Below are 25,652 nucleotides of genomic sequence, written 5' to 3' on the forward strand. Positions count from 1 at the left end.
CATTCACCCTCTCGAAAACCCAGCGGTAATCGTTACTGACCTTTCCGGGGAATTCCGGTCAGGCGGCCGTCCCGTCCCGCGGCGCATCGATGAGAGCGGGCAGCGGACGGCGGCAGATCTCGTGCGCATCCCCAGGTGGCAGGCCGAACATGCGCAGCAGGTCTTCGGCCACTTGGTCGGCGGCCTCGGCATCGTCCCTCTCGGGATTATCGTGCAGCAGCCGTCCGAGGCAGATCGTGGCACCGGCCACGATCGTCATAGCCAATTCCGGGTCGCGGACCTGAAAACGGCCGGCGCTGACCGCCGCTTCGATATCACGACGTGCCCGGGGCGCCAGGCCCTTGTCGGAACTGGCGAGATTGAGTCCGTCATTGAGCAGGACCTTGCTCAGAGTGGGGCTGCGCCGATGCAGGCGGCCTGTCAGCCGGAAGCTCTGGGCGAATACCTGCGCGGGGTCGTCCACGTCCTCGCACAGTAGGTCGAGTAAGGCGCCATGCCGGTCCAAGGCCTCCTCGATCGCCGCCTGGAACAGCTCCTCCCGGCTCTGGAAGTGGTTGTAGAAGGAACCCATGCCAACGTCGGCGGCTTGGGTGATCTCCAGGATCGGCACGTTCGGTTTCCCCTCCGCCAGCATCGCCTGGGCCGCGCTCACCAGTGCTGCGCGGGTGCGTGCCTTACGGCGCTCCAGGCGGTTGGGTTCTGACCCGGGGGCCTGTGGGGTCATTGAAGTTCACCTTTCCCTGTCGTATGCGCATGCCATCGTAGCGCTTCGAGTCAATACTGACGAAGTTGTCAGAATTGCTTGACTGACTACCCCTTCGTGAGTGACGATATCGTCAGTAAGTAGAAGGGAGTGGAGGATGAACGGCCATCACGATGTGCACAGCGGCCTGCACAGCGAGCACGGCGCGCTGGCGGGTGAACATCCTGGCCGGGTGCGCGATCCCGTAGTGAAGGTGCTCGATCTGGCTTGGTTGGAGTTCGAGAAGCCCGACCTGGACGGGGCCGAGACTTTCGCTCACGCCTTCGGATTCACCACGGCAATGCGGACGGCCGATGAGTTGCAGCTGCGCGGCACGGACTCCGGCTCGCCCTGCGTGCTGATACGCCGCGGTGATCGGTCGCGGTTTGTCGGCCCTGCCTTCCGTGCCGCCGAGGCAGGGGACTTGCTCCGGCTGGCAGAGGCAACGGACTCGCGGCCGGTGCCACTCCCGGAGTCACTCGGTGGGCTGACAGTGGATCTGGCCGACCCGAGTGGGCTGCGGGTGCGCGTGGTCGCCGAGACCCACGAACTGGGCGCCCTGCGATCGCAGCAGCCTCAGGTGTACAACCTCGGACATGAGGTGACACGGATCAACGTCACCCAGCGACCCGCTCGAGTCCCAGCCCGGGTGCAGCGGCTCGGGCACGTGGTTGTGCAGACGACAAAATACCGGGAGACGCTGGACTGGTACCTGCGAAATCTTGGCCTGATCGTCAGCGACTTCCTCTATTACCCAGGTCAACGCAAGCGTGGGCCGGTAATGAGCTTTGTTCGCTGCGACCAGGGTTCGACTCCGGCCGACCACCACACGCTCGCGCTGACGCTGGGGCCGTCGAACCGTTACGTGCATTCGGCGTATCAGGTCGCCGATCTGGACGCCCTCGCCGCTGGCGGAGAGTTCCTGCGTGAGCACGGCTACCGCCGGTCGTGGGGGATCGGGCGCCATATCCAGGGCAGCCAGATCTTCGATTACTGGCGTGACCCCGACGGCTTCATGGTCGAGCATTTCAGCGACGGTGACATGTTCGACTGCACCCTCGAACCGGGCTGGGCACCCATGAGCGCATCGGGCTTGTCTCAGTGGGGCCCACCGGTCACCAAAGACTTCCTCGGCATTTCCCCTGGGCCTGAATCGCTTCGGGAATTACGCGCGATCTTCGACGCACTGCGCGAGGACAACGAATTCGATTTCCGCCGCCTGCGCGGCCTGTTGAAAGTAGCCAAGTCATGAGTACTTCTATCCTCCGCACCGCCGAGGGCTGGTGGGTGCAAACACCCGCCGGCGCGGCGCGCATCGATACCGAAGCCGCGAGCACACGCGAGCTGTTGGCCGATCGATCGGCGATCACAGCAGCAGCAGCGAGTTCGGAAGTCGTTTCGGTCGACAGTCTTTCGCCGATCTCGCCGGTGAGTGCTCCGTGCCGCGTGGTGGCGCAGATGACGAACTTCGCATCGCATGTCAAGGACTCGGGCATGGACCCGGAGAGTGTGCCACTCACGTTCTTCCGCAAGACCTCTGGATCGATCAGCGGACCTCACGACGACATCATCCGTCCCGCCCATGCCCAGCTACTCGACTACGAAGTCGAGATCGGGCTTGTCTTCGGGCGCGAAATGCTGGTTGGTTCCGATATCACGGCGGAGAACGTTGCTGACTACATCGTGGGGCTGGTCGTGACGAACGATGTTTCGGCCCGGGATATCCAGCTACCGAAAACCCAGTTCTACGAGGCGAAGTCCTATCCGACCTTCACTCCGGTCGGCCCCGCGTTGGTTCTGCTGGAAGCCGATGAGCTGAAGCGGTTCACTGATCTGCGCCTGCGACTGTGGGTCAATGGAGAAGTGCGGCAGGATATGACCGTCGCCGACATGATCTACCGGCCGGTTGAAGCCCTACGTGAACTCACGCGCTTTCAGCGGATGGACGCCGGAGATCTGCTGCTTACCGGGACTCCAGTTGGCACCGCGATCAGCGCGCCCGCCAAGCCTGTGGCGATCATCGGCTCGCTGCTGCCGCCGAAGGTCAAATGGAAATTGTTCTTCAAAGGCCAGGCCAAGAACCCGAAGTACCTACACGACGGGGATGTCGTCGAGGCCGCAGTCGGCACCGATGACGGTGTCATCGACTTGGGCCGTCAGCGCACGGTCGTGAGGTACGCCCGATGACCGATAGCTCGACCGTCACGGTTGCGACCGAGGACCTTCTGTGGCCCCGCTATGCGGGTCCGGAGGACCTGGCGGTGATCGAATCTGTACCGCTGGCCGCGCGTGGTCTTCCTCGATCAACCTATGAGCTGCTTGCCCGCGCGGCCGTGCGATGGCCAGAACGCAACGCGCTCACCGTATTGCCCGAGGCGGCGCGTTGGCGGGAACCGTTGCAGCGAACCTACGCCGAACTTCTCACCGACGTGCACCGGTACGCGAATCTGCTTCATGAGCTCGGTGTACGGCGCGCCGACGCGGTCGCGCTCATCGCCCCCAATTGCGCAGAGCTGATTCCCGCTACCCTCGCCGCTCAGCTGGCCGGCGTTGCCGCACCTATCAACGGCGGTCTCTCGCGTGACCATATCGCCGAGCTGCTGAGTCGATCCGGCGCAAGGGTTCTGATCGTCGCCGGCGCTGAACTCGCCCCCGAGACTTGGGCGTCAGCACGTGAGCTGGCCGCACGCGGACTCTTGGACGCGATACTGGTACTGCGCCCCACGCTGGCACCCGAATCGGCGCCGGAGCTGCTATCGGTCGATGGTGTCCGGATCGGCTACCTCGATTCGCTCGCAGGCGAGCAAGATTCGTCGTATTTCGTTGGAGTCCCCCCGAGCGGCTCGGATCTGGCGGCGCTGTTCCACACCGGCGGGACCACCGGTGTCCCGAAGCTGGCTGCGCACCGCCATATTGGTGAGGTCTCCAATGCCTGGATGCTCGCGGCCAACTCCTTGCTCGAGGGCGACGCGGTCATCTTCGCGGCTCTGCCGCTGTTTCACGTCAACGCACTTATCGTCACACTGCTCGCGCCCATGTTTCGCGGCCAGTCGGTGGTGTGGGCCGGACCGCTGGGATACCGGGATCTCGCCCTGTACGCGGAGTATTGGAATATCGTGGCGCACTACAGGATTGCCGCGATGAGCGCCGTACCGACCGTTTACTCGGTGCTCACACAGTGCCCGATCACCGTAGATATCTCCAGCCTGCGATTCGCGATGGTCGGCGCCTCCCCGCTGCCGCTTGCCGTGCGGGAGGGCTTCCAAAAGCACACCGGCGTGACCCTGGTGGAGGGGTACGGCCTCACCGAAGCGACATGCACGACGGCGCGGAGCTTCCCGGATCTGCCGCGGCCTGATGCGGTCGGGCAGCGTATGCCGTACCAGCCCGTCGCGGTTGTCCGTATCGCCGAGGACGGGGCGTGGGAACAGCTGCCAACCGGTGAGACCGGTGTTCTTGTGATCAGCGGCCCTACGGTCTTCGCCGGGTATGTGACCGGACGAGGCGACCGCGGCCACATCACCAGCGGGCTGGGAACCCTGGTCGATGGCTGGCTCGATACCGGCGACCTGGCCCACGTCGACGAGGTCGGCTTCATCTACTTGCACGGTCGCGCAAAGGATCTCATCATTCGGGGTGGTCATAATATCGACCCAGCGACCATCGAGGATGCTCTGCTGGCCCACCCCCAGGTCAGCGCCGCAGGTGTGGTCGGCCGCCCTGATATTCATGCCGGGGAGGTGCCGGTCGCCTATGTCACGCTGACAGCGGATGCGACAGTCTCCGAAATCGACTTGGTCGCCTGGGCTGGCGAGTACGTGCACGAGCGTGCAGCCGCACCCAAAACGGTCACCATTCTCGACGCGTTGCCGATCACCGATGTCGGCAAGCCGTACAAGCTGGGTTTGCGTGCCGACGCGACTCGTCGAGAACTTCTCGACGCCCTGTCCGGGATCGCTGGAATCAACGACATTGCGGCCGTGGTCGAGGATGGGGCGATCGTCGCCACAGTCGGACTCGCCAGTTCCGCCGACAGGCGAGAGGTCGAGACGATGCTCGGCAGGTATGCGATTACATGGAAAGTCGAGGTGCAGCAATGAAAATCGCATCGACCGTGCTCGGCGCCGTGCTGGCGGCGGAGTTCCTGTCCTTCGGATCGGCCGAGCTGATCGCGGTCACCTCGATGCGCAAGCGCGCCGACCACCTCGGCTTCACGACGGCCGCCTACCGGGGCATCGGTGCACTCGAAGTCGCCGCAGGAGCGGGAGTGCTGCTCGGCTTTGCTCGTCCGTGGATCGGTGTGGCGGCCGGAACCGGGCTGGCGCTGTTGATGGCGGGTGCCGTCGTTTCCCACCTTCGTAATGGTGATGGTGCGTCCGAGTTCGCACCCGCGGCAGTGACCGGCCTCGCCAGCGTCGCATACGTGGTCACCCTTGCCGGGGTGTCGCTGTGAATGCTCCGATGATTCCGGTCGTGCTCGTGGGAGCTGGCCCGGCCGGACTCACTGCAGCGACACTGCTCGCCCAATATGGAATCGAATGCCTCGTGCTGGAGCGATGGGAGGGTGTCTACCCGCAACCCCGAGCTGTCCACTTGGACGGCGAGATCCGCCGGATTCTGGAGCGTGTCGGTGTCGGTATCGAGTTCGACGCCGTCTCGCGGCCAGCCCTCGGTCTGCGTCTGCTGGATCCCGATCAGCGGGTACTGGCGCAATTCGATCGCGATCCGGCCGGTGGTCGCAATGGTCACCCAGAGGCCAACCTTTTCGATCAGCCGGAGCTGGAAGCGATCCTGCGCGCCAACCTCGGCCTGTACCCGGCTGTCACGCTGCGCGGTAGCGCCGAGGTCACAGCGATTGCCGAAGAAACCGATTGCGTCCGAGTGGATTTCAACGACCGCGTGACCGGTCGAGCCGGGTCCGTGTGCGCGCGGTATCTGCTGGGCTGCGACGGTGCCAATAGTCTGGTCCGCGGCGCGATCGGCGGGTGCATGCGGGACCTCCGATTCGAGCAGCGATGGCTGGTCGCGGACATTGCCACGACGGCCGACCTCGGACATTGGGAGGGGGTACATCAGGTCTGTGACCCGATGCGCGCGGCGACCTACATGCGCATCGGAAAGACCCGCTATCGGTGGGAATTTCAACTACGCCCGGACGAAACCGCTTCCGACTACCGCGAGTTATCCCAGCTCCATCCGCTCATCGCTCCGTGGATCGACACAATCGAGATTGAGCGCCTCGAGGTTGTGCGGGTCGCCGAGTACACCTTCCGCGCGCAAATCGCCGACCGGTGGCGCAAAGGACGAATATTCCTACTGGGAGACGCGGCTCATCTGACCCCGCCGTTCATCGGCCAGGGGATGGGCGCGGGTCTACGTGACGCCGCGAACCTCACTTGGAAACTGGCAGGAGTATTACGGGACGAACTGCCGGACAATGTGCTCGACACCTATGAAGCCGAGCGAAAACCACACGCGCGAGCCATGATCCGGTTGGCCAAGCTCACCGGTATGACCATGACCGAGGGCGGCGAGCTGGGCAATCGCCTGCGTAGCCTCATCGCGCCGAGGCTGCATCGGCTGCCCGGCCTCGCCGAGATGGTCACCAGCGGTGAATCCCCGCGCCTGCACCGGTCCGATCTTGTCATCGCACCGCGGCTACTACATCGCGGGCTTGCCGGTCGATTGATACCGAACGGCCGCCTCCTTGACGGACGGCGAGTCGACGATCTCGCTGTCGGCCGGTTCACGGTCATCACCTCGGCCGACTTGTCACCGGGGGACCGGACGCAGATCGAACAACGCGGCGGTGCTGCGCTCCGTGCCGTACCGGGCTCCGAATTACACAGCTGGCTTCGCCGCGGTCATACACCGTCGGTCCTGGTCCGCCCCGACGGCATCGTGCACAGCTGCGGCGGGAACCTGTCGACGCTGCTTACCGCAATGCCTCGATTCAGGCCGGGTCGCCGACCTGAACGCGCTACCTGACAGGTCGGCCCCATGCAGGCGGCTGCACCGAAATACGGGTGCGTGTGGGACGATCCGAACGCCGAAAGGGTCTCAGCCACACACGATGTCGATCTCCGCGCACTGCTCTTCGAAGCTGGATGGTGCAAACCGGTCGGTGGTCAGGAGGACATGCTCACCGATATCGCCATGATGCTGACCCGGTGAGACTTTCGAAGTCTCATAGCTGCGGCTGTGGGGGCAGGGGAGTGCTGCTCAGTTTCTGGGCCGTGCGCTTGTTCATTCCGAACATGCGCAGCACGTGGAGAGTCATCTCGTCGGTCCGCGCGTCGACATCGGCATCCGGTTGTGCATCGAGCAACTGAAGAAGGCCCAGCAAGGCGCCACCCGCGGCCATTACCGCCATATCGGGGTCCATCGGATCGAACCGGCCGGCTTCTTGTGCGGCAATGATGTCGTGTCGGGCGCGCGGAGCCAGGCCTTCGTCGCGCAGCAGTACCGACATCCCGGAATTCAAGATCACTCGAACCATCTCCGGCACCTGCCGCTGTAGTCGGCCGGTCATGCGAAAACTCACCGCGAACACCTCCGCGGGATCGTCGTATAACGCCACGATGCCATCACGCATCTCGCTGTAGACCTGCAGTACCGAACGCACTGCCTCGTCGAACAGTTGGTCCTTGGATTCGAAGTGGTTGTAGAAGGAGCCGAATCCCACATCGGCCGCATCGGTGATCTCTTGGATACTCACTGAGGAGCGGCCTTCGGACAGGAACTTTCGGGCCGCACCGAGCAAAGCGTTGCGGGTGCGCTCGCGACGCCGGTCGACACGGTTGCGCACCACGGGTTCGGCTGTCATCAGGCCATCCTTCGGTTGGAATCGTCACCGAAATCGTATCTGATGAAAACGTCAGCCAAGGTATCCGGCGGATCGAATTCAGGGCCCGATGTTCTCCAATGCCGCCGCGGTCCTGGCGACCTCAGCTGCTTCGGCGGGTCGCATGCCCAGCGTGATCAGGCACGCGCAAGCCGCAGCGACCTCGGGCTCGGGCTCGGTCCACGCGCCTGCGTTGCGCGACTCGAGCAAGGCCAGAACGAGGCCGGCCAGGGCGCGTGAAAGCACCTCGGCGGGTAGATGATCGGAGTAGATACCCAAGCGTTGGCCGTGGCGCAGCATCTCGGTGCCGTGCGCGTGTACCGGAGCCAGTCGCTCCTCGATCCGCGCCCCCACGTTGGTTTCCGTGAGTTTGAACAGTAGTCGATACTTGTCGCCGACCCGCCAGAGCGCGATCGTGCATCGAGCAGAGGTGACCGCGACCGGCTCCGCGGTGTCGAGTGAGCGCAGGGTGCGCGCTATGTCCTCGGATGCCAGGTCGAGAATGCCGTCGATCAGTGCCTCGCGGGTCGGGAAGTGGCCGTAGAGCGTCCGGCGTACAACGCCCGCGGCCGCGGCGATTTCCTCCATGCTGGCCGCAGGATTGCGGGCCAGCTCACCGGCCGCGACGTCGAGTATTCGCCGCCGATTCGCCTGTGCGCGAATGCCCGGAATCGGGGATGTGGCCATGGTTCCCGTCGCTGTTGTGTGAGTCCCTTCACGTTGCAGGGTTCCATAGTTGCACGTTGCTGTGCAAATCGCCTAGATTGCACAGCAACGTGCAAATTGCACAGCGGTGTGCATCTACTGAAGGAGTCGACAATGTCTCTGTTAGTCACCACGCCGGTGGACCCGGACACCGACTATGGCCGACGATGGGGCGCACTCGCCGTACTGTGCCTGAGCGTGCTGATCGGCGTCATGACCAACACCTCGTTGATCGTGGCGGCCCCCGATATGATCCTCGACCTCGGCTTATCCAGTCAGGATCTGCAATGGGTCATCGACGCGTACACCATTCCCTATGCCGCGCTCATGCTGATCATGGGCGCGATCGGCGACAAATACAGCCGCCGTGGCATGCTGCTCGCCGGTCTCGCCATTTTCGCGGGCGCGGCGGTCCTGGGTTCAGTTGTCAACAGTGCTGACTGGGTGATCGCGGCGCGCGCCATCATGGGAGTCGCGGCGGCCATGATCATGCCCGCGACGCTGTCCCTGCTCGTTGCTACCTTCCCGAAACGTGAACGCGCCATGGCAATTACGATATGGACCGCTACTACGGGGCTGGCCATCGCTATCGGCCCGCTGGTCGCCGGCTGGTTGCTCGAAGACAACGGTTGGGCATCAACCTTCCTGATCAATGTGCCCATCGCGGTGATCTCCATCGTCGCGGCGTTGGTGCTGGTCCCGCCGTCGCGGGCGCATACGACCCAGCGACTCGATCTGATGGGCGGTGGATTGTCCGTTGTCGCCGTTGCCGCGCTGGTTTACATGATCATCGAAGGCCCGCGCAACGGCTGGCACACCCCCGCGGTGATCGCCGGCGTCGTGGCCGCGCTCGCCACCGCTGGCTTCATAGCCTGGGAGCTGCGTCATCCCAATCCCATGCTCGACATCCGCAAGTTCCGCGACCGCGCCTTCGCCGGTGCGAATCTCGCTGTGCTGCTGTTCTTCCTGGCGGCCTTCGGCGCGATCTACTACGTCACCCAGCACCTGCAGTTCGTCCTCGGTTTCGACGCCCTGGCAACCGGTGTTCGGCTGCTTCCGCTGGCAGGCGCGGTCTTCGTCGGCTCGGCCATCACCGGCGTGCTGACCCCGCGGCTCGGCCTGCGGACGATGGTCGTGGCGGGCATGCTCCTCGGTACTCTCGCTCTGGTTGTCCTGACGCGAGTCGACGCCGAATCCGGCTACGCGGCATTTGTGTGGCCGCTCATCTTGCTGGGCCTCGCCATTGGCCTCAGCGTTTCCCCGGCGACAGATACCATCATGGACGCCTTCCCGGAGCGCCTGCTCGGTGTGGGCGGCGCTGTGAACGACACCTCCGTCGAGCTGGGCGGCACCCTCGGCATTGCCATCCTGGGATCCCTACTCGCCAGCTCCTACAGTGACGAGCTCGGTCCCATCGTCGACGGTCGGCTGCCTGCGGAAGCCGCTGTCGCAGCAGAGGATTCCATCGGCGGCGCACTCGTCGTGGCCCAGCGTATCGGTGCGGCCGGTATGCCCGATCAGGCTGCACAACTGGTCGCAGCCGCCGATGCCGCCTTCGCCCATGCGGTATCGCACACCAGCCTCATCGCCGCGATCCTCCTTGCGGTCGGGACAGTCTCCGTCGCGCTTCTGCTCCCGGCGAGAGGCATATCCACGCCCGCTCCTGCTGCGAGCGAAACCAAGGAACCGGTGACTGTCGGCTGACGGATCGGCCACTCCGTCGGACGGACGCGCGCGGTCGCCGCTGAAGTGCAGACATTGCTGCGGCTGGCGATCGTTGCGTCAGGGGGGCGGTCCATTGATGTGGCAATGCGACCTCGTGGTCGGCACTGCGATGGTGCTGTCGGTTCTCACCACCCGACCCGGAAACCAAAACTAGCCGAGTAGCACGTGCTCTCGCGTTAGGCAGAACGAGGAGCGCGGCAGATCGATGAAGTTCTTTTCGTCCTCGGTGAGTCGCAGGTTTGCCTCTATCCCAGCAGGTGTGGCGAGCGCGGTGATCAGTGCTTGCTCCGAGGGGAACCAGACTTCGACGATTGCGTCGATGGGTTCGTCGGCGCCACGTGTTGTCGACAAGAGGAGGTTTTGGGTCGCGTCGGCCGCGTGGCTCTGGACGTAGCGGTAGCCGCCGAGCACCTGGATCTGCTCAGCGGCCACCGGGCCGTGCCGATGCAATCAGTAGTCGAAGAACTGGCCGGATGACAGGTCTGCTCTGCGGCGGAGGGCGGACACCAGCTTGACCGGATCGGATGTCGGCCCTGCGGCCGCTGCGGGGAGATCGGCCGCGAGTGTGGCGGCCAATCCAGCCGAGATGGCGCCCGCGATGAAGGTGCGTCTCGAGCTTGCGATTTTGTGGGCTACTCCGGTCAACTGCTCATCTTCCTGATCATTTCATCAAGCGTGATGAGAATAACAGTGCGAGTCAAGGTGATGCAAGAGTCATAATTGATCTAATCCTCAGTCATTCGTGTGGCGTCCGAATCTCGACAGCGAAGATCGAGGACGGGTTGTAGCTTTGTGGCCATCTGATGGTGGAAGCTGATTTCGTATTGTCGAGTGTCGATGTCGTCACCCGGATCAGCTCGTCGCACAGCTAATGTGTAGCGTCGGCCATCGCGTTCAGAACCTGTTGGCGACGAGTAATCCCCAACTTCCGGAGCAAGTGAGCAACGTGGCCTTCGACGGTTCGGACCGAGAGCACCATGAGGTTTGCAATCTCTTTGTTGGAGAGTCCTTCTGCGACGTAGGAGGCGATGTCGCGTTCACGCGGAGAGAGTTCCGATGCCGCCGACCGGGCATCAGTGTCCTGATCACGGTCTTCGTTCAGCGCAAAGGCGATCACCTGGGCTCTCGACATCGTGGCGCCCTGTCGATGTAACTGTGTGTAGGCCGAATTGCCGAGCGACATTCGTGCACGCGCTTCGTATACTTCACGCCGCTGGACCCAGTGCTGGGATCCGTACAGCTGCATCCCGAACGAATCCCACATCGACGAGGCCGCCCCGAGGAGTACCGCCGCCCGTTCACCGGAGCCGGTCGCTGCCTCTACCCACGACAGCAGATCTGTCACAAGAGTCGTTCCTACCGTGTCGTCGAACGCACGCTTGAGGCCGAGGCTGATTGTCGCAAGTCGGATTGCCTCCTCATGCTGACCCCGAACGAGAGCGACAAGGCCGAGACCGTAGACCGAGTAGGACAACATCCACTTCTCGCCTGTGGCCGACGCCTGGTCGCGGACCAACTCGAAATGCTCCGCAGCGCGGAGTGTTTCACCGTTAGAACTGCACAACATGCCCATTTCGATATGCGCTGTCCACCTGAGATCAGTGCCGTCGGGAATGTGCTCATAGAGCGCGAGCGCCGCCTCGAGGTGACGTTCTCCTGCTTCGAAGTCACCACCGAGGTAGGTGTTCAGACCCTGCGTCTGGCGTGCGAACGCCAAGGTCGCGCCGTCGTTCGCCGCGCCTGCGCGCCGGATGGCAGATTCGAGGGTTCGAGCCGCCTGTGTTCGGTCACCCTGCATTGTTTGCAGGACGCCCATCGTGGCCTCGAGCTGGGCGATGCTGGAATCACTGAGCGAGGTCAGCTTCAAGAAGTTCGTGATCCACATTCGGTGTTCGCGCACGGAAAATGCGGATGACCACAAGAACCACGTCGCAATCAGATCTGACGCCAACGCGGTCGATTCGTCGGTCGGGTTACCCAGCGCTGTCTGTAGCGCCAGTCTGAGGTTGGCTCGATTTTCACGGAGCCGACCGCTGACTCGTTCCTGTTCGGCGCCAGTCCATTTGCGTCGTGCGGAGGCCACCAGAGCGGAACACCATCGAAGGTGGGCACACCGGAGTTGTGACGCCTCATCCGGCATCAGCTTGCTCGCTCCGAAATGACGAAGCGTCTCCAGCATGCGAAACCGCACGCTGCCACCGCCGTCGTCTCGCCGAAGAACAGACTTGCTCACCAAGCCGGCGATTACGTCCAGAACCTGACCGGTTTCCATCGTGGAGTCTGCGCACACCGTCTCGGCCATCTCGAGATCGAATCCCTCGGCGAAGATCGATAGTCGAGACCAGAGCGTCTGTTCGCGCGAGTTGCACAGGTCGTAGCTCCATTCCACAGTCGCGTTCAAGCTTCGGTGTCGGTCCGGGCCGCCACGATTTCCGACGGTCAGCAGTGCGAGTCTGTCGTCGAGCCGTGAGGCCAGGTCTTCGACAGACAGGGCGGTCAACCGTGCGCAGGCAAGTTCGATGGCGAGTGGCATTCCGTCGAGTTGAATACAGACACGTCTGACCGCATCTCGACTGGCGTCGGTCAGAGTGAATCCGGCGATCGCGGCGGACGCGCGGTTCTCGAACAATTCGATTGCCGCGCTGTTGCTTTCGCGACCGTCGTGATCGATGGTGGACAGCGGTTCCAACACGTAAACGTGCTCGTCCGGCACCGACAGTACTTCACGACTGGTTACCAAGATCTTGACATCGACGGTGCTTCTGAGGATCAGCGAGATCAGCTCCGCGCAGGCAGAGATCAGGTGTTCGCAGTTGTCGAGAACGATCAGCAAATTCTTGTCGCGTACGGACTCGATGAGCGATTCGAGCACGCTGCGTTCGGGCAGGTCGGTGTCGCCGAACCCTAGTGCGTCCAGAACAGCTTGGGGCAGAAGCGACTTGCTCCGTAGCGACGCGAGCTCGACGAAGCGCACCCCGTGGGTGAACGCGCGACGATAGTCCGACGCGGCTACGGCTGCCAGTCGGGTCTTGCCGATACCTCCCGGGCCCGCGATGGTGAGGAGCCGGCTTTCGCCGAGCATCGCACGGAGACTGCGTAAGTCGTCTTTTCGTCCGACGAAGCTGGTCGAGAAGTGTGGAATGTTCGAGGCCCGACTTACCGGTGCCAACGGCGTCTGCTCGGTTGCGCCCACACTTCGTTCGGCTCTGACTCGCTGGACGGCGCGTGCGAGTGTGTTGCGTGATCCGCTCCACTGCAACTCTCGATGCAATTGAGCCACAGTCATATTCGGGTTGACATCGAGAAGGGTGCCGATCGCGGGTGCGAGCGAATCCGCTATCGATCCGGTTCGCGGTCGGTGGTCGCGCGGCGGGGCGTCGAACGTCAGTGCTCGACGCACCGTATTGCGAGATATGTGCAAGGTGGTGGCGATCGCCGAGACCGACTCTCCCGCTTTCCGGAGGTCGACGATCTGGTGCCACTCGTCGGAGTTCACTCGATATCTCGCTTCTCTTCGTGTCGTGCTTGTGATCGGCGTCACCTGGTCGATAGTGAACTGTCGGGGCTTACTGGTCAACATATGACATCGTGCGTATTGACGCACCGATGCTGACTGCGAGGAGTCCTGACAGCCCTTTGACCAGGGAGTTCGGCACGTCTGCGGCCGGATTGGCGAACCGGGTATTTTTACGGTTTCGCGGTTGACCGCCACGATGGACAGTGATGCAGGTCATAGACGAGGACCTTGTCGAACAGACGGAGCATCCATGAGCACGCCCGAACAGAACATCGAGGCAGCGAACAATTTCGCGAAGATCTTCTCCACGGGTGACGTGGCGCAGATCTTGGACACACTCCATCCCGACGGGACCTACTGGGTCTCCGGGGGCATCGAGGGCATGTCGGGGACCTACGACAAAAAGGGTCTGGGTGCGCTCTTGAGCGGGGTCACCTCCGTGTACGAGAACGGCGCGCTGGAGGTCACTCCGACCGCCGCGGTCGCGCAAGGCGACAGGGTCGCCGTCGAGGCCACGTCCTACGCGAAGTTGAAGAACGGCAAGGTCTATCAGAACGCTTACCACTTCTTGTTCGAGTTTCGCGACGGGAAGATTCTGTCCATCAAGGAGTACATGGACACCAAGCACGCGTACGACATCTTCTACGCCTGATACCGCGATATCCGTTGTGTGACAAGCACGTCGATCGTAGTTCCACAGAAAGGCACATCACCATGGCAATGGAAACCGGACTGATCGTCCACCCCTACATGCGCCCCGAGCACACCGCGCGCCAGACGTTCGAATGGTGTGTGGATCAGGCGATCGTCGCCGATCAAATCGGCTTCGATTCGGTCATGTTCTCCGAGCACGCATCACAGCGCTGGGAGAATATTCCCAATCCCGAGTTGGTCATCGCCGCAGCCGCACGTCAGACCGAGCGGATCAAGTTCGCTCCGATGGCCCACATCCTTCCCCATCACAACCCGGCGAAGCTCGCCATCATGATCGGGTGGCTCTCACAGATCCTCGAGGGCCGGTACTTCCTGGGGGTCGGCGCGGGCGCGTACCCGCAGTCCACGTATATCCACGGCATCAAGAACGGCGAGGACACGCAGTTCACAAACGAGATGGTCCGAGAATCCCTCGAGATCATGGAAAAGATCTGGAAGCGTGAACCGTTCTACTACGAGGGACGCTTCTGGAACGCCGGCTACCCGGAAGAGCTGCATGGCGACGAGGGCGACGACCAGCACATGCTCGCCGATTTCAGCCCTTGGGGCGGCGCGCCGGAAATCGCGGTAACCGGATTCAGCGCCAAGTCGCCGTCGATGAAGTTCGCCGGCGAACGCGGATTCCGGCCGATGTCGATCTTCTCCGGTCTGGACGCACTCAGGACGCACTGGGAAACGTATTCCACCGCAGCGGAAGCCAACGGTCACCTCGCCGACCGCTCGCGCTACCACGTCTCGCAGACGGTGTTCGTGGCCGACACCGACAAGGAGGCCAAGCGCCTCGTCATGGAAGGGCCGATCGGCCAATGCTTCGAGCGCTACCTCATTCCCATCTGGTGGCGTTTCGGCATGATGGACGGATTCATCAAGGATGCCGGCGCGGAGAAGGCTGACGTCGACCTGGAGTGGGTCGTCGACAACGTGTTCTGTGTGGGCTCGCCGGACACCGTGGTCCAGAAGATCAACACCCTGTTCGAGGCGAGCGGTGGCTGGGGCACCCTCCAAGTCGAGTCGCACGACTACTCCGACGACCCGGCGCCGTGGTTCAACTCCCTCGACTTGATCGCCAAGGAAGTGGCACCCCGTATTTCCCTTCCCACGTCGGTGCCGGTCTAGAGAGCGAGGGGTCGTTATGTCGAACCGTTTAGAAGGAAAAGTCGCCCTCATTACCGGCGCGTCTCGCGGAATGGGCGCGTCCCACGCGCGGACCTTCGTCGCACACGGAGCGAAGGTCATCCTCGCCGACGTCTCCGACGAGGCCGGTGAGAAGCTGGCCGCCGAGTTGGCAGACAACGCGATCTTCGTGCATCACGATGTGACTCAACCGGATTCGTGGACATCGGTCGTCGAGCGCGGGGTGAGCGCCTTCGGCGAGATCAATGTTCTGGTGAACAACGCAGGTGTGCTCGGCCCGCTCGCCGTCACCGCGGAATTGAGCTCGGACGACTACCAGAAAGTCTGCCGGATCAACCAAGACGGTGTGTTCTTCGGGATGAAGGCGGTACTGCCGTCGATGCAGCGAGCGGGTATCGGTTCCATAGTCAACATTTCGTCGATCGCCGGCATGGCTGCGAACTACGGATTCCCCAATCTGGCGTACGTCGCAAGCAAGTTCGCGGTCCGCGGGATGACGAAGGCGACCGCAGTCGAGTACGGACGCAAGAACATTCGTGTCAACTCCGTACATCCGGGTTTCATCCAGACCCCGATGATGGTGGAAGCGACCAACGAAGAGGGCGGTGACGCGTTGGCTCAGATCCCGCTGGGGCGTATCGCCGACCCGCAGGAAGTGTCCAACCTCGTGTTGTTCCTTGCTTCGGACGAGTCGTCGTACATCACCGGTTCGGAACACCTTGTCGACGCCGGGATGCTTGCCCAGTAGGACACGAAGTACCTCCACTGGGGTGGGTGCGTGGCGCCCACCCCAGCGAACCATCACAGCTTCTCCGGAAAAGGACTGATCGACATGCGAACCCCCATCGAGCGAGTCGAGCAGGCGTTGTCCGATGTAGCCGCAGGTCGTTCGATAGTCCTGATCGGCGGTACCGCCGATCAGGACAGCTATGTTCTGATCGCCGCAGAGAAGTCCTCGACCGCGTCGATCGCTTTCATGATTCGGCACGGTTCGGGCTTGGTCTGCGCCGCAGTGACCGGAGATGAAGCCGACCGGCTCGGTCTGTCACCGATGTCGAGCACACGCACCGGAAGCAGCACCGTCGAGTACTTGGTGTCGGTCGATACAGCTGAGGGTTCGGGGACCGGAATCTCGGCAATCGATCGAGCTCGCACCCTTCGGCTTCTGGCCGATCCACACAGTCTGCCAGCGACGTTCACCCGCCCCGGTCACGTTATGCCGGTGCGAGCTGAATCGAGCGGAGTGCTCACCAAAGCGGGCGCGGCGGAGGCGGCGACGGATTTGACGCGCTTGGCCGGGTCCATGAGCGCTGGCGCCTACACCGCTCTGGTGTCCGTGACAGACGAAACACGAATGGCGGACACGCAGGAGGCCCACGACTTCGCAGATCGACACGGATTGGCCTGGTTGTATCTCGACGATGTCGTGTCGTACCGCAGAGCGACCGAAGCTCATGTGCGTGCGACATTCCGGCACAACGGATCCATGCGTCTCGGCTCGTATACGGCGAGGGGCTTTCACAGCGACATCACCGATGTGGATTTCGTGGCCTACACCGTCACCGACGTGAATGGCCACCACACTGCACCGCACGTCGTTCGTTATCGCGAGGACTCCGCCGATGTGTGTTCTCTTGCCTCGACCGACTCGCTGGCAACGGCCTTGAGGTCGGTCGTCCGGCACGGACACGGGACGGTGGTGGTCGAGCGATACTCAGCGAGTCACTCGTTGTCCGAGAGTGCTCGTCATGCATCCGCGGTCGACGCCGACGTGGCCGAGATCGTTCGCGCCCTCGGGTACTCGACCGTCGCTGTGGTCGAGCGTGGTGGACGGGTTGCCTCCGACGCGCCGGTCGTGACTGGACTGGTCCGACACGGTGACCAGCGCGGTCGAGCTCTCGGGTTCCCCATGGCGAACATCGAATACGCACGGCAGGCGCGGAAGATCCTCGACTCCACCGCCCGAACAACGACCAATTGAGGCAATGATGTCGAACAACGCGCACTGGAGCGAGGTCTCGCCGCTCGCGGACCTTCTCGGCCGAGGAGCCGCCGACCATCCTGAACGCGATCTCATCGTCTTCCCCGACAGTCGGTATTCGTACGCGCAGGTGTACGAGCGATCGCTGCGGGTGGCACGAGGCCTCATCGGTCTCGGCATCGAAGCCGGGGAACACGTGGGCTTGTTGGCCCACAACGGAATCGAGTTCCTGGAGGGGTTCTTCGGCGCCGCACTGGCAGGGTGCGTCGTGGTGCCTCTCAACGCGAGGCACAAATCCTCGGAACTCGGCTTCATCGTCGAGAACGCGGATCTGACGGCGCTACTGACCGTCACCGGCGACAACGACTACATCGACTTCGTCGACGTAACGCACGAGGCGCTGCCGTCGCTGGAAGCGTCGGCCCACGGTCGGCCACTTTCCCTCCCCGAGGCGCCGCGCTTGCGGACGGCCGTCCTGCTGAAGGGCGAGGACCGCGCAGGGTTCGTTTCCCGGTCGACATTCGATGTCGCAGCCGACCGCGTCGACGTCGCCGCGGTCGAACGCCGGCGAATGCAGGTCCGCGTCCGAGACGTGGCCGCCATTCTCTACACCTCGGGTACCACAGCGAATCCCAAGGGTTGCCTGCTCACTCACGAGGCAATCACCCGCGGCCCGGTGTTCCGTGCACGACATCGGCTGGTGACCGAGACGCCGCACATCAGCTGGGGCGGTGGGCCGATGTTTCACATCGCCGCCCTCGCGCCACTCATCGGCGCTATGGGAGCATGCGGCACGTACCTCACCGACACCTATTTCGAGCCGGGTCGTGCCATCGAGCTCATGGTACGAGAGAAACCCACGACGATATGGCCGTGGTTTCCCGGCCCCATGCAGATGCTGACCAGCCACCCGAGTTTCGATGCGACCGTACTGGACTCGGTACGCTTCATCTTCCTTATCGGTCCGCGAGTGTTGATCGCGGAGGCGCAGACTCTCTTCCCGCAAGCCGAACTCGTCGCGGCGTGCGGCATGACCGAGACGGGCGGAATCTACGCTCTCAGTGACGAGACCGAGACCTTCGATGACCGGTCCAACGCTCAGGGTAAGCCGGCACCCGGTATCGAAGTACGAATTGTCGACCCCATTACTCGTCGGGAACAACCGGCCGGCATCCCCGGTGAGATTCTCGTGCGCGGATTCTGTGTCACCGACGGCTACTACAAAGATGCTGCGAAGACAGCGGAAGCACTGGACGGGGAAGGTTGGCTGCATACCGGCGATTTGTACAGCCGGACCGAATCGGGATGCCTGGTGTTCCACGGCCGCCTCAAGGACATGCTCAAGGTCGGGGGCGAAAACGTCGCCGCCATCGAGATCGAGTCCTTCCTTTGCGAACATCCTGCTGTGCTCAACTCCGCGGTCATCGGTCGTCCCGACGAACGCCTCGACGAAGTGCCGATAGCATTCGTCGAGATCAGAGCGGGTCACCAGCTCACCGCCGACGAGCTGTTGTCGTTCTGCCGGGGAAAGATCGGTCGCTACAAGATCCCGCGCGATATCTACTTCGTCGCGGCGGGTGAATGGCCGATGTCGGCCACCAAGATCAACAAACGAGGGTTGCAGGCGATCCTTCTCGACAGGTCCGAAAGTATGAGTCCTGCTTCATGACCGAGGTTCCGCCCGCCCGCGACTCGACCGCCGTCACCTCGGCCGAGATCCGAGCGGTCGCGGCGGACGCCCTTCGAGGCGTGGCCGACGGTGACGGCATGGACGACCTCACCGCCGCGCTCATCGGCCTTTCCGTCAGAGCCGTCGCCACCACGATGGATGTCGAGGGCAGCGAGCGGTACATCAGGGTGGCTCTTGCCGCCGGCGCCACCTCGGCTCAGGTCCAGGAGGTGCTCACCGTGGTGGCCGCGATCGGTGTGCACACATTCTTCGAGTCGTCGAGACAACTGGCACGTATTGCCGCGGAGCTCGACCCGGCCGACTCGACCGCCCCGGCAACGGTCGATCGCGAGCTGTGGGCCCGCTATGTCGGAGATGATCCCTATTGGGCCAGAGTGGAAGTGGAGGTCCCGGGCTTTTTCGACGCGCTGCTGCGGATGTCGCCCCATGCCTTCGGGGCGTTCTTCGAGTTCTGTTCGGTCCCGTGGAAGAGCAGAACCGTACCGGCGCTGACCAAAGAACTCGTGTCGTTGGCGTGTGACGCAACACCCGGTCACCGGTACCTGCCCGGATTCAGACTCCACCTGGCCAACGCGGTGGAGCTCGGGGCCGGCGCCCGCATCGTGCGCGACGCGTTGTGCATCGCCGAGAAGACCCCGATGCATCGAGGAGTGCGCTGACCCCTCAGCGCCGCCACAGTGTCAACGCACAGGTAGTTTACGTCAACGTTGATGTGGTCGACGATTTTCGGCTGTAAGATCGCCTGTCGTGGCTACTTCCTCGACGACCGGCAGCGGTATGAGCAAGCGTAGAAGCAGTGCTCAAAACGAGAACAGCCCCGGGTACCAGGCGAAGCGAACCGAGCTCATGGGGCTTGCCGCCGAGGTGTTCAAGGAGAAAGGATTCGAGGCGGCGACCCTCAACGACATCGCTGAGCGATTCGGGACGGATCGCGCGTCGATCTACTACTACTTCGCAAGCAAGAAGGAACTTTTCCAAGCGCTGTTCCACGACATTCTCATCGGTGTACTGAACGAGAACATCGCGGTTGCCTCCGAGATCGTTGCCTCCGACCTGTCGGCACCCGACAAGCTCCGGGGCCTCGTCGAGCAACAGTTGATGTCCTACGAGGACAACTATCCCTACGTGTACCTCTACATCCAGGAAGACATGACGAAGCTGAGCCTGGATAACACGGCGTGGGCCAGAGACATGGCGCGCAAGACGAAGCGGTTCGAAAAGATCGTCACCGATGTCCTACAGCAAGGCGTGGACGAGGGTGCGTTTCGCCCCGACGTGTCGGTGGCGCTGATGGCGAAAGCACTGTTCGGAATGATCAACTGGACGCACCGGTGGCTCAAACCAGGTATGCGCAAGACCGACGCACGACAGACTATCGACGCCTTCTGCGCGATCTTTTTCGACGGAGCAGTCAACCGCCCCCGGTGACTGCATTATCGGGGGCGGTCGGTTCAGTCTGTCAGCGTCCTGTCCACACGGCAGTTCTCTTCTCCGCGAAAGCCGCACGTCCTTCCAGACGGTCGGCGCTGTACTCGTAGGCCTCGATCGGCTCATACCGCGTCGCCAGCGCGGCGTCGAGCGGCCAACCTGCGCGTGAAAGCACGGCGTCCTTGGCTGCCTGGACGGCCAGAGGTGACGCGGACGCGATTCGCTCGGCCCACGCGGTCGCGGTATCCGCGAGCTTTTCGTACGGAACCACCTCGTTCACCAGACCGTAGCGCTCGGCCTGGTGCACGTCGATGCGTTCACCGGTCAGAATCATTGCCAACGCGATGTGATGGGGGAGTTGACGAATCGCCCGGTGCATGATGCCGGCCTCACCGATGATCCCGACCTTGGTCTCGGGAATGCCGAACTGGGTGGTGTCGGCTGCGACGATGATGTCGGCGCACATCGCCAGTTCGAAGCCGCCGCCAATGGCATACCCTTGCACCGCTGCGATGAGCGGTTTGCGCAGTGTCAGCAGAGGCCCCCCTACGCCGGTGAGGCCGCCGCCCATGGCCATGCGGCGCCCGGCGCCGTCGCCCCCACCGCTGATGTCCGCACCGGCACAGAAAGCCTTCTCGCCGGCGGCCGACAAGACAGCGACCCAAATATCGGGATTGTTGTTGATCTCGGTCCACGCGTCGAACAGCGCGAGGTCCATCTCGGAGTTGATCGAGTTGAGGGCCTTCGGCCGATCGAGGGTGACGTGCGCGAGATGTCCATCGATCGCGAATCCGATTCCTGAGCTCATCGAGTTTCCTTCTCTAGTGCAGTTCTTCCGGACCGACAGGGCGCTTGTAGTGCGCCACTGCGGCTTTGAGGCCGACGTCGGCGATCCACGCTCGTGTCTGCCGCACCGACGGCGACAGGTGTAGCAATGCGTCCATCTCCGCTCCGCTCTGCGCGGCGGTACGTACGCCCATCGCTTCCATGGAGCGGTTGATCGAGAGCTTCTTGATCCGCAGGACATCCGACGGCGTCCGGGCAATCTTGGCCGCGAAGGTTTCGACGGCCGTGAACAACTCCTTTTCAGGGAGTGCATGGTTCGCCCATCCCCACTCGACCGCAGTCGATCCGTCGATGGTGTTGCCGACCACGAAGGCCATCTCTTTCGCGCGTTTGGGTCCGACCAGTGGTGCCCAGATCGGGGCGATGTAACCCCCACCCAGAGGTATCGCCGGTTCGCCGATCTTCGCGTCGTCGGCCACGAACGTCAGATCGGCGAACACGCACATCTGCGTCGCACCGGCAATGCAGTATCCGTGTACGGCGGTGATGACAGGCTTGGGGTGGTCCCAGATGGCCAGAAAACGATTCACGTTGCGCGCGAGTCGTTCTCGATCCGCGACCGGATCCGGCTCGGACACCACCTTGCCTACCTGGTCGATGTCGTAACCGGCAGAGAAGCCGCGCCCGCGCCCGCGGATTCCGATCACCGGGCCACCCTCGTGCGCCAGCCTGGCAAGCGCGTCGCTGAAGTCGTCGAGGAGTGCGTTCGAGAGCGCGTTCGCCTTCGTCGGGCGGTCGAGCACGATCCAACTGATCGGACCCCTGTGCTCGACCTGGAGGTTCTCGTACTCGAAAGTGCTCGTTGGAGATTCGGCGAAATCCACCTCGGTCGGGGACGTCATGCCGACGCTCGGCCGATCGGAATCTGCTTCTTGACATGAAAATCGACAACGCCCGATGCGCGGAGTTCGCGCCGGGTGAAGCGCCAACCGCTGGCGTCGTCGAAGACGAACTCGTCGTGATACTGGCCGAAGAAGTGACCGTCTGCCTTACCCTCTTTGGTGTAGCGGTGCCACGCGTACAGCACCGATCGAACCTTGGCCGAGCGCAGGTCGTCGGTGAACTCGACGACGACGTTGGACACGTGGTGGCTGGTCGCGCTGAAGAATGTCCCTATCCCGTCGAGGGTTTCGCGATAGGCCTTGCGCCCTTCGGCGCCGAAGTTCGGGCCGTAGGCGACGTAGCAGTCTTCCGTGAACAATGCCGCGAGATCGTCGGGAAGGTTCATATCGAGGTAATAGGCGTAGTCGAAGAGGACGCGTTCGATCTTCTTGATCGACAACAGCTCCGATAGTTCGCGCGTCGTCGAGTCCTGGGCAGTTGTCATGGTCGTATCTCCTAGGTCTTCGGTATCGACGGTCTCGACCCGTGTCGACGGTTGCCGTCGAAGGCGTCAGAAGGGCGGCGGCCGATAGTTCCGTCAACGTACGTGTAGATAATGGAGCGGGTGATCCGCCGTTGTCAACCGCGCGGAAGCGGCTCTCGGCGCAGGCTGTGCGCATGAATGCAATCAACGTGCATGTGGATTCAATCAACACGTGCATTGACAATTGGCTTTCGCGGTGTGACTATAGACGCAGGGGAGCGACGTAGGTCACAGGTTCGGTGGTTCATCTACCGGCGGCCGCAGATACATTCTCGGAAGGTGTGTTCGATGACGATCCCCGACCCGGCACGAACGATCGAACGGAGCCGTTTTCGGCACGTGCTGGGCCATTTTCCGACGGGGGTCACGGCGATCACCTCGCTCGACGACAACGGCAAGCCGGTCGGGATGGCCGTCGGCTCGTTCACGTCGGTCTCGCTCGACCCGCCGCTGGTGGCCTTTCTGCCGGACCGCTCCTCCACGACGTTCCCGATCGTGCGTGAGAACGGCAGGTTCTGCGTCAATGTCCTCAGCTCGCGGCAACATGCCGTGTGCAGAGCGCTGTCGAGAAGGGGGCCCGACAAGTTCTCCGATATTTCGTGGTCACCCACGGCGACGGGCTTGCCTCGCATCACAGACGCTCTCGCCTGGATCGATTGCCGGATCGATGCCGTGCACGAAGCAGGCGATCACTACATCGCCATCGGCCGTGTCGACGCCCTGGAGCTCGACGCGATCGAAGATCCCTTGATCTTCTTCCAAGGCGGCTACCGCGCCTTCGGTCCAGCCGACGCCCTCGGTTGACCCGTTCGCCTGACGTGCAGAAATGGCTCGGCACGAGGGTTGGTCTCGGACGATGCCGATTCACCGCACGTCCGAGCCGCTGACGAGGCAGTCGAGCTGAACACATCCGGAGTGGCAACCAGAGCGGGCGGGAACCGCGAGGGTTCCGGCCCGCTCTTGTTGCGTCGCCGAGTGTCACTCAGCGAGTGGTGTAGTTCTCGAGATCTGCTCGTTGGGTCATCTGCCAGTACTCGACGTTGAGGAAGGGCATCACGAACACGACTCGTCCGTGGCTGTTGCGGTAGTAGGTCGACATTCCGCGGTGGGTCCACACCGTCTTGGCGTGGGTGGCGTCGACGAGTTCGTTGTAGCGGTCGTTCGCTTCGGCAGTGGCATCTATCGCGGTGATGTCGTTCTTGAACATCTCCGTGAGAAGCCCACGGATGTAACGCATCTGCACCTCCATGAAGAACAGGAAGCTGCCGCTGCCGGGGAACGAGTTCGGGCCGCCCAACATGAAGAAGTTGGGAAAGTCGGGAACGGACACACCGAGGTATGCCCTCGGATCGTCGTCGTTCCACGCCTGTCGCAGCGAGCGTCCGTCGATTCCACGGACATCGAGAGACGACACGAACCGCGCGGCTTCGAAGCCGGTGGCCCAAATGATGACATCGACGTCGAATTCGGACCCGGTACTACTGACAAGGCCGGTGGGGGTCACCCGGTCCACTCCGTCGTTCACCAACTGCACATGGTCCTTGCGCAGGGCCGCGAACCAACCGTTGTCCAGCAGGATGCGCTTGCCGAACGGTGGATAGTCCGGAAGTACCTTGTCCAACAGGTCGGTACGGTCCCCGAGCTGTGCGGTGATGTAGCGCGTGAAGTACTCCCGATGCGCGTCGTTGCGCGCGTTCACCGCGCGCTCCGGATGCTCCCACTCGGGGTCGACCCGAAGTGACTCGATGACCTTGTCGCCGAATTGCCAGAACAGCCGAATCCAGTACCAACTGTGATATTCGGGGCACGACTGCATCAGCCGGCGCAGCGCGAATGGAATCGGTGCTCGGAACTTTTCGAACGGTGCGACCCATTGTGGGGATCGCTGGAAGACAGTCAGTTGCTCGACCCGATCCGCGATGGCCGGTGTGATCTGCATCGAGCTGGCCCCGGTTCCTACGACGGCGACGCGCTTGTTCTCGAGATCCAGACCCTCGGGCCAGTCGGCGGAATGGAACTGGACGCCCGAGAACGTGTCCATTCCCGGAACATCGGGCAGCTTGGGTCGATTGAGGACGCCCACGGCGCTGAGGACCACACTGGCGTTCAGGACTTCTTCGTCGCCCGCGCCGTTGCGTACAGCGACATTCCACCGCCTGGTGGTTTCGTCATAGTCCGCGCTGAGAACCTCGGTGTCGTAGCGCACCCGCTCGTTCGCACCGAGATCCTTCATCGTTTGTGTGAAGTAGAGCTGTAGGTCGTTCCGCATCTCGAAGTGCGTGTGCCAGTCGTTCTTTGCGAACGAGAACGAGTAGAGGTGGCTGGGGGTGTCGACGCCCGCACCCGGGTAGGTGTTCTGGAACCAGTTGCCTCCGGCCTCGGGTTGCTTCTCGACGATGATGTAGTCCACGCCCATGTCCTCGAGCTGCTGGGCTGCCGCGATTCCCGCTACTCCGGTACCGATCAGCACGACATTGAAACCGCGCGGCGGTCGCACTGGCTCGAGCGCGATCTCGGGGGTGTCGGGAGCCACGCGACGCGCGAGCTCCTGGGACAGCATCGGACCGTACTCGTCGCCGACGGTTTCACCCATGCACACGGTCATCATCCGGACGGTGTCTTCGGGCGACGGTGCCGCGATGGCGGGTGGGTGACCCGCTTGAAGTGACAGGACCGCATCTACCGCGTGTTCGCGTATCTCGTTCTGCAATTTCGTATTCAACCCCCCGGAATCATGGTCACCCAAACCCTTCCCGCGGGTCGGGCGGTAGGGCTCGTCGAGCCACTTCGGGTCTCCGGTCGTCTGATAGACGACCATGAGCAATGCCGGCACGTTCGCGATGGCCACCGCGGCCCGCACTTCCTGCTCGGTCAATCGGTCCGGATTGAAGTAGCCGTCGCCGGCTTCGTCTGTGGCGAGCGGACTGCTGTTCTCGTCTGGCATTTATCTGTACCTCTCG

Annotated in this window: 25 protein-coding genes; 15 read left to right on the forward strand and 10 right to left on the reverse strand. The window is 62.9% G+C overall.

Annotated features, from left to right (window positions below):
* Positions 1-58: 58 nt before the first annotated feature.
* Positions 59-724 (reverse strand): TetR/AcrR family transcriptional regulator, encoded by a 666-nt coding sequence (locus tag ACLMAJ_RS35470; RefSeq protein ID WP_412018273.1) that lies wholly within the window; start codon positions 722-724, stop codon positions 59-61.
* Between the two features lie 136 nt (positions 725-860).
* Here ACLMAJ_RS35470 and ACLMAJ_RS35475 point away from each other — a divergent pair, with 136 nt between their 5' ends.
* Genes ACLMAJ_RS35475 through ACLMAJ_RS35500 form a run of 6 tightly spaced genes read left to right on the forward strand, consistent with a single transcriptional unit; the run spans position 861 to position 6,916 of the window.
* A complete protein-coding gene (locus ACLMAJ_RS35475; RefSeq protein ID WP_412018274.1) occupies positions 861-1,994 on the forward strand; it encodes a VOC family protein in 1,134 nt (377 codons plus the stop codon).
* Positions 1,991-2,929: a fumarylacetoacetate hydrolase family protein gene (locus ACLMAJ_RS35480; protein WP_412018275.1), complete on the forward strand. Its 939-nt coding sequence runs from the start codon at positions 1,991-1,993 to the stop codon at positions 2,927-2,929. Before ACLMAJ_RS35475 ends, ACLMAJ_RS35480 begins: the two co-directional genes overlap by 4 nt.
* Positions 2,926-4,842, forward strand: coding sequence for an acyl-CoA synthetase (locus ACLMAJ_RS35485; protein WP_412018276.1), 1,917 nt, complete (start codon positions 2,926-2,928; stop codon positions 4,840-4,842). The genes ACLMAJ_RS35480 and ACLMAJ_RS35485 overlap by 4 nt, the downstream gene beginning before the upstream one ends.
* Entirely contained in the window at positions 4,839-5,195 is a 357-nt protein-coding gene (locus tag ACLMAJ_RS35490) for a DoxX family protein (protein WP_412018277.1), read from the forward strand. Before ACLMAJ_RS35485 ends, ACLMAJ_RS35490 begins: the two co-directional genes overlap by 4 nt.
* Positions 5,192-6,730 carry a bifunctional 3-(3-hydroxy-phenyl)propionate/3-hydroxycinnamic acid hydroxylase MhpA gene (gene mhpA / locus ACLMAJ_RS35495; RefSeq protein ID WP_412018278.1) on the forward strand — a complete coding sequence of 513 codons (1,539 nt, stop codon included), beginning with the start codon at positions 5,192-5,194 and terminating at the stop codon, positions 6,728-6,730. The genes ACLMAJ_RS35490 and mhpA overlap by 4 nt, the downstream gene beginning before the upstream one ends.
* A 12-nt stretch (positions 6,731-6,742) precedes the next feature.
* Positions 6,743-6,916 (forward strand): hypothetical protein, encoded by a 174-nt coding sequence (locus ACLMAJ_RS35500; RefSeq protein ID WP_412018279.1) that lies wholly within the window; start codon positions 6,743-6,745, stop codon positions 6,914-6,916.
* 13 nt (positions 6,917-6,929) lie between these two features.
* On the opposite strand, the gene ACLMAJ_RS35505 is transcribed toward ACLMAJ_RS35500, so the two are convergent.
* Positions 6,930-7,568 carry a TetR/AcrR family transcriptional regulator gene (locus ACLMAJ_RS35505; protein WP_412018280.1) on the reverse strand — a complete coding sequence of 213 codons (639 nt, stop codon included), beginning with the start codon at positions 7,566-7,568 and terminating at the stop codon, positions 6,930-6,932.
* Positions 7,569-7,646: 78 nt separating this feature from the next.
* Positions 7,647-8,273: a TetR/AcrR family transcriptional regulator gene (locus ACLMAJ_RS35510; protein WP_412018281.1), complete on the reverse strand. Its 627-nt coding sequence runs from the start codon at positions 8,271-8,273 to the stop codon at positions 7,647-7,649.
* 132 nt (positions 8,274-8,405) lie between these two features.
* Between ACLMAJ_RS35510 and ACLMAJ_RS35515 the strand changes: the two genes are divergently transcribed.
* Positions 8,406-9,995, forward strand: a complete 1,590-nt coding sequence (locus ACLMAJ_RS35515) for an MFS transporter (RefSeq protein WP_412018282.1) — start codon at positions 8,406-8,408, stop codon at positions 9,993-9,995.
* Positions 9,996-10,166: 171 nt separating this feature from the next.
* Here ACLMAJ_RS35515 and ACLMAJ_RS35520 read toward each other — a convergent pair whose 3' ends face one another.
* From ACLMAJ_RS35520 to ACLMAJ_RS35530, 3 genes are all read right to left on the reverse strand, one after another.
* Positions 10,167-10,448, reverse strand: coding sequence for an EthD domain-containing protein (locus ACLMAJ_RS35520; RefSeq protein WP_412018283.1), 282 nt, complete (start codon positions 10,446-10,448; stop codon positions 10,167-10,169).
* 18 nt (positions 10,449-10,466) lie between these two features.
* Positions 10,467-10,661 carry a hypothetical protein gene (locus ACLMAJ_RS35525; protein WP_412018284.1) on the reverse strand — a complete coding sequence of 65 codons (195 nt, stop codon included), beginning with the start codon at positions 10,659-10,661 and terminating at the stop codon, positions 10,467-10,469.
* A gap of 223 nt (positions 10,662-10,884) precedes the next feature.
* Entirely contained in the window at positions 10,885-13,557 is a 2,673-nt protein-coding gene (locus ACLMAJ_RS35530) for a LuxR C-terminal-related transcriptional regulator (protein ID WP_412018285.1), read from the reverse strand.
* Positions 13,558-13,783: 226 nt separating this feature from the next.
* On the opposite strand from ACLMAJ_RS35530, the gene ACLMAJ_RS35535 reads away from it, so the two are divergent.
* From ACLMAJ_RS35535 to ACLMAJ_RS35565, 7 genes are all read left to right on the forward strand, one after another.
* Positions 13,784-14,185, forward strand: coding sequence for a nuclear transport factor 2 family protein (locus ACLMAJ_RS35535; RefSeq protein ID WP_412018286.1), 402 nt, complete (start codon positions 13,784-13,786; stop codon positions 14,183-14,185).
* A 62-nt stretch (positions 14,186-14,247) separates the two neighbouring features.
* Complete coding sequence (locus ACLMAJ_RS35540) at positions 14,248-15,363, forward strand: LLM class flavin-dependent oxidoreductase (RefSeq protein ID WP_412018287.1); 1,116 nt, start codon at positions 14,248-14,250, stop codon at positions 15,361-15,363.
* Between the two features lie 16 nt (positions 15,364-15,379).
* The gene (locus ACLMAJ_RS35545) at positions 15,380-16,129 is read left to right on the forward strand and encodes a glucose 1-dehydrogenase (RefSeq protein ID WP_412018288.1); all 750 of its coding nucleotides are present in this window, start codon (positions 15,380-15,382) and stop codon (positions 16,127-16,129) included.
* Between the two features lie 84 nt (positions 16,130-16,213).
* Entirely contained in the window at positions 16,214-17,362 is a 1,149-nt protein-coding gene (locus ACLMAJ_RS35550) for a 3,4-dihydroxy-2-butanone-4-phosphate synthase (RefSeq protein WP_412018289.1), read from the forward strand.
* Positions 17,363-17,366: 4 nt separating this feature from the next.
* Positions 17,367-19,031 (forward strand): class I adenylate-forming enzyme family protein, encoded by a 1,665-nt coding sequence (locus ACLMAJ_RS35555; protein ID WP_412018290.1) that lies wholly within the window; start codon positions 17,367-17,369, stop codon positions 19,029-19,031.
* Positions 19,028-19,711, forward strand: coding sequence for a carboxymuconolactone decarboxylase family protein (locus tag ACLMAJ_RS35560; RefSeq protein ID WP_412018291.1), 684 nt, complete (start codon positions 19,028-19,030; stop codon positions 19,709-19,711). The genes ACLMAJ_RS35555 and ACLMAJ_RS35560 overlap by 4 nt, the downstream gene beginning before the upstream one ends.
* Before the next feature lie 88 nt (positions 19,712-19,799).
* The gene (locus ACLMAJ_RS35565) at positions 19,800-20,480 is read left to right on the forward strand and encodes a TetR/AcrR family transcriptional regulator (RefSeq protein WP_412018292.1); all 681 of its coding nucleotides are present in this window, start codon (positions 19,800-19,802) and stop codon (positions 20,478-20,480) included.
* A gap of 31 nt (positions 20,481-20,511) precedes the next feature.
* Here the strand turns inward: ACLMAJ_RS35565 and ACLMAJ_RS35570 are convergent, their stop codons facing one another.
* From ACLMAJ_RS35570 to ACLMAJ_RS35580, 3 genes are read right to left on the reverse strand one after another with little or no spacing between them, the layout of a single operon-like run.
* A complete protein-coding gene (locus ACLMAJ_RS35570; RefSeq protein WP_412018293.1) occupies positions 20,512-21,288 on the reverse strand; it encodes an enoyl-CoA hydratase-related protein in 777 nt (258 codons plus the stop codon).
* Positions 21,289-21,301: 13 nt separating this feature from the next.
* Positions 21,302-22,168, reverse strand: coding sequence for an enoyl-CoA hydratase-related protein (locus tag ACLMAJ_RS35575; protein WP_412018294.1), 867 nt, complete (start codon positions 22,166-22,168; stop codon positions 21,302-21,304).
* A complete protein-coding gene (locus ACLMAJ_RS35580) occupies positions 22,165-22,653 on the reverse strand; it encodes a nuclear transport factor 2 family protein (RefSeq protein WP_412018295.1) in 489 nt (162 codons plus the stop codon). Before ACLMAJ_RS35580 ends, ACLMAJ_RS35575 begins: the two co-directional genes overlap by 4 nt.
* 327 nt (positions 22,654-22,980) lie before the next feature.
* Here ACLMAJ_RS35580 and ACLMAJ_RS35585 point away from each other — a divergent pair, with 327 nt between their 5' ends.
* Positions 22,981-23,496: a flavin reductase family protein gene (locus ACLMAJ_RS35585; protein ID WP_412018296.1), complete on the forward strand. Its 516-nt coding sequence runs from the start codon at positions 22,981-22,983 to the stop codon at positions 23,494-23,496.
* 178 nt (positions 23,497-23,674) lie between these two features.
* On the opposite strand, the gene ACLMAJ_RS35590 is transcribed toward ACLMAJ_RS35585, so the two are convergent.
* The gene (locus ACLMAJ_RS35590; protein ID WP_412018297.1) at positions 23,675-25,636 is read right to left on the reverse strand and encodes a flavin-containing monooxygenase; all 1,962 of its coding nucleotides are present in this window, start codon (positions 25,634-25,636) and stop codon (positions 23,675-23,677) included.
* Positions 25,637-25,652: the final 16 nt, after the last annotated feature.

Origin of the sequence: Nocardia arseniciresistens, assembly GCF_046764875.1 — a bacterium.
GTDB classification, from domain to species: Bacteria; Actinomycetota; Actinomycetes; order Mycobacteriales; family Mycobacteriaceae; genus Nocardia; species Nocardia arseniciresistens.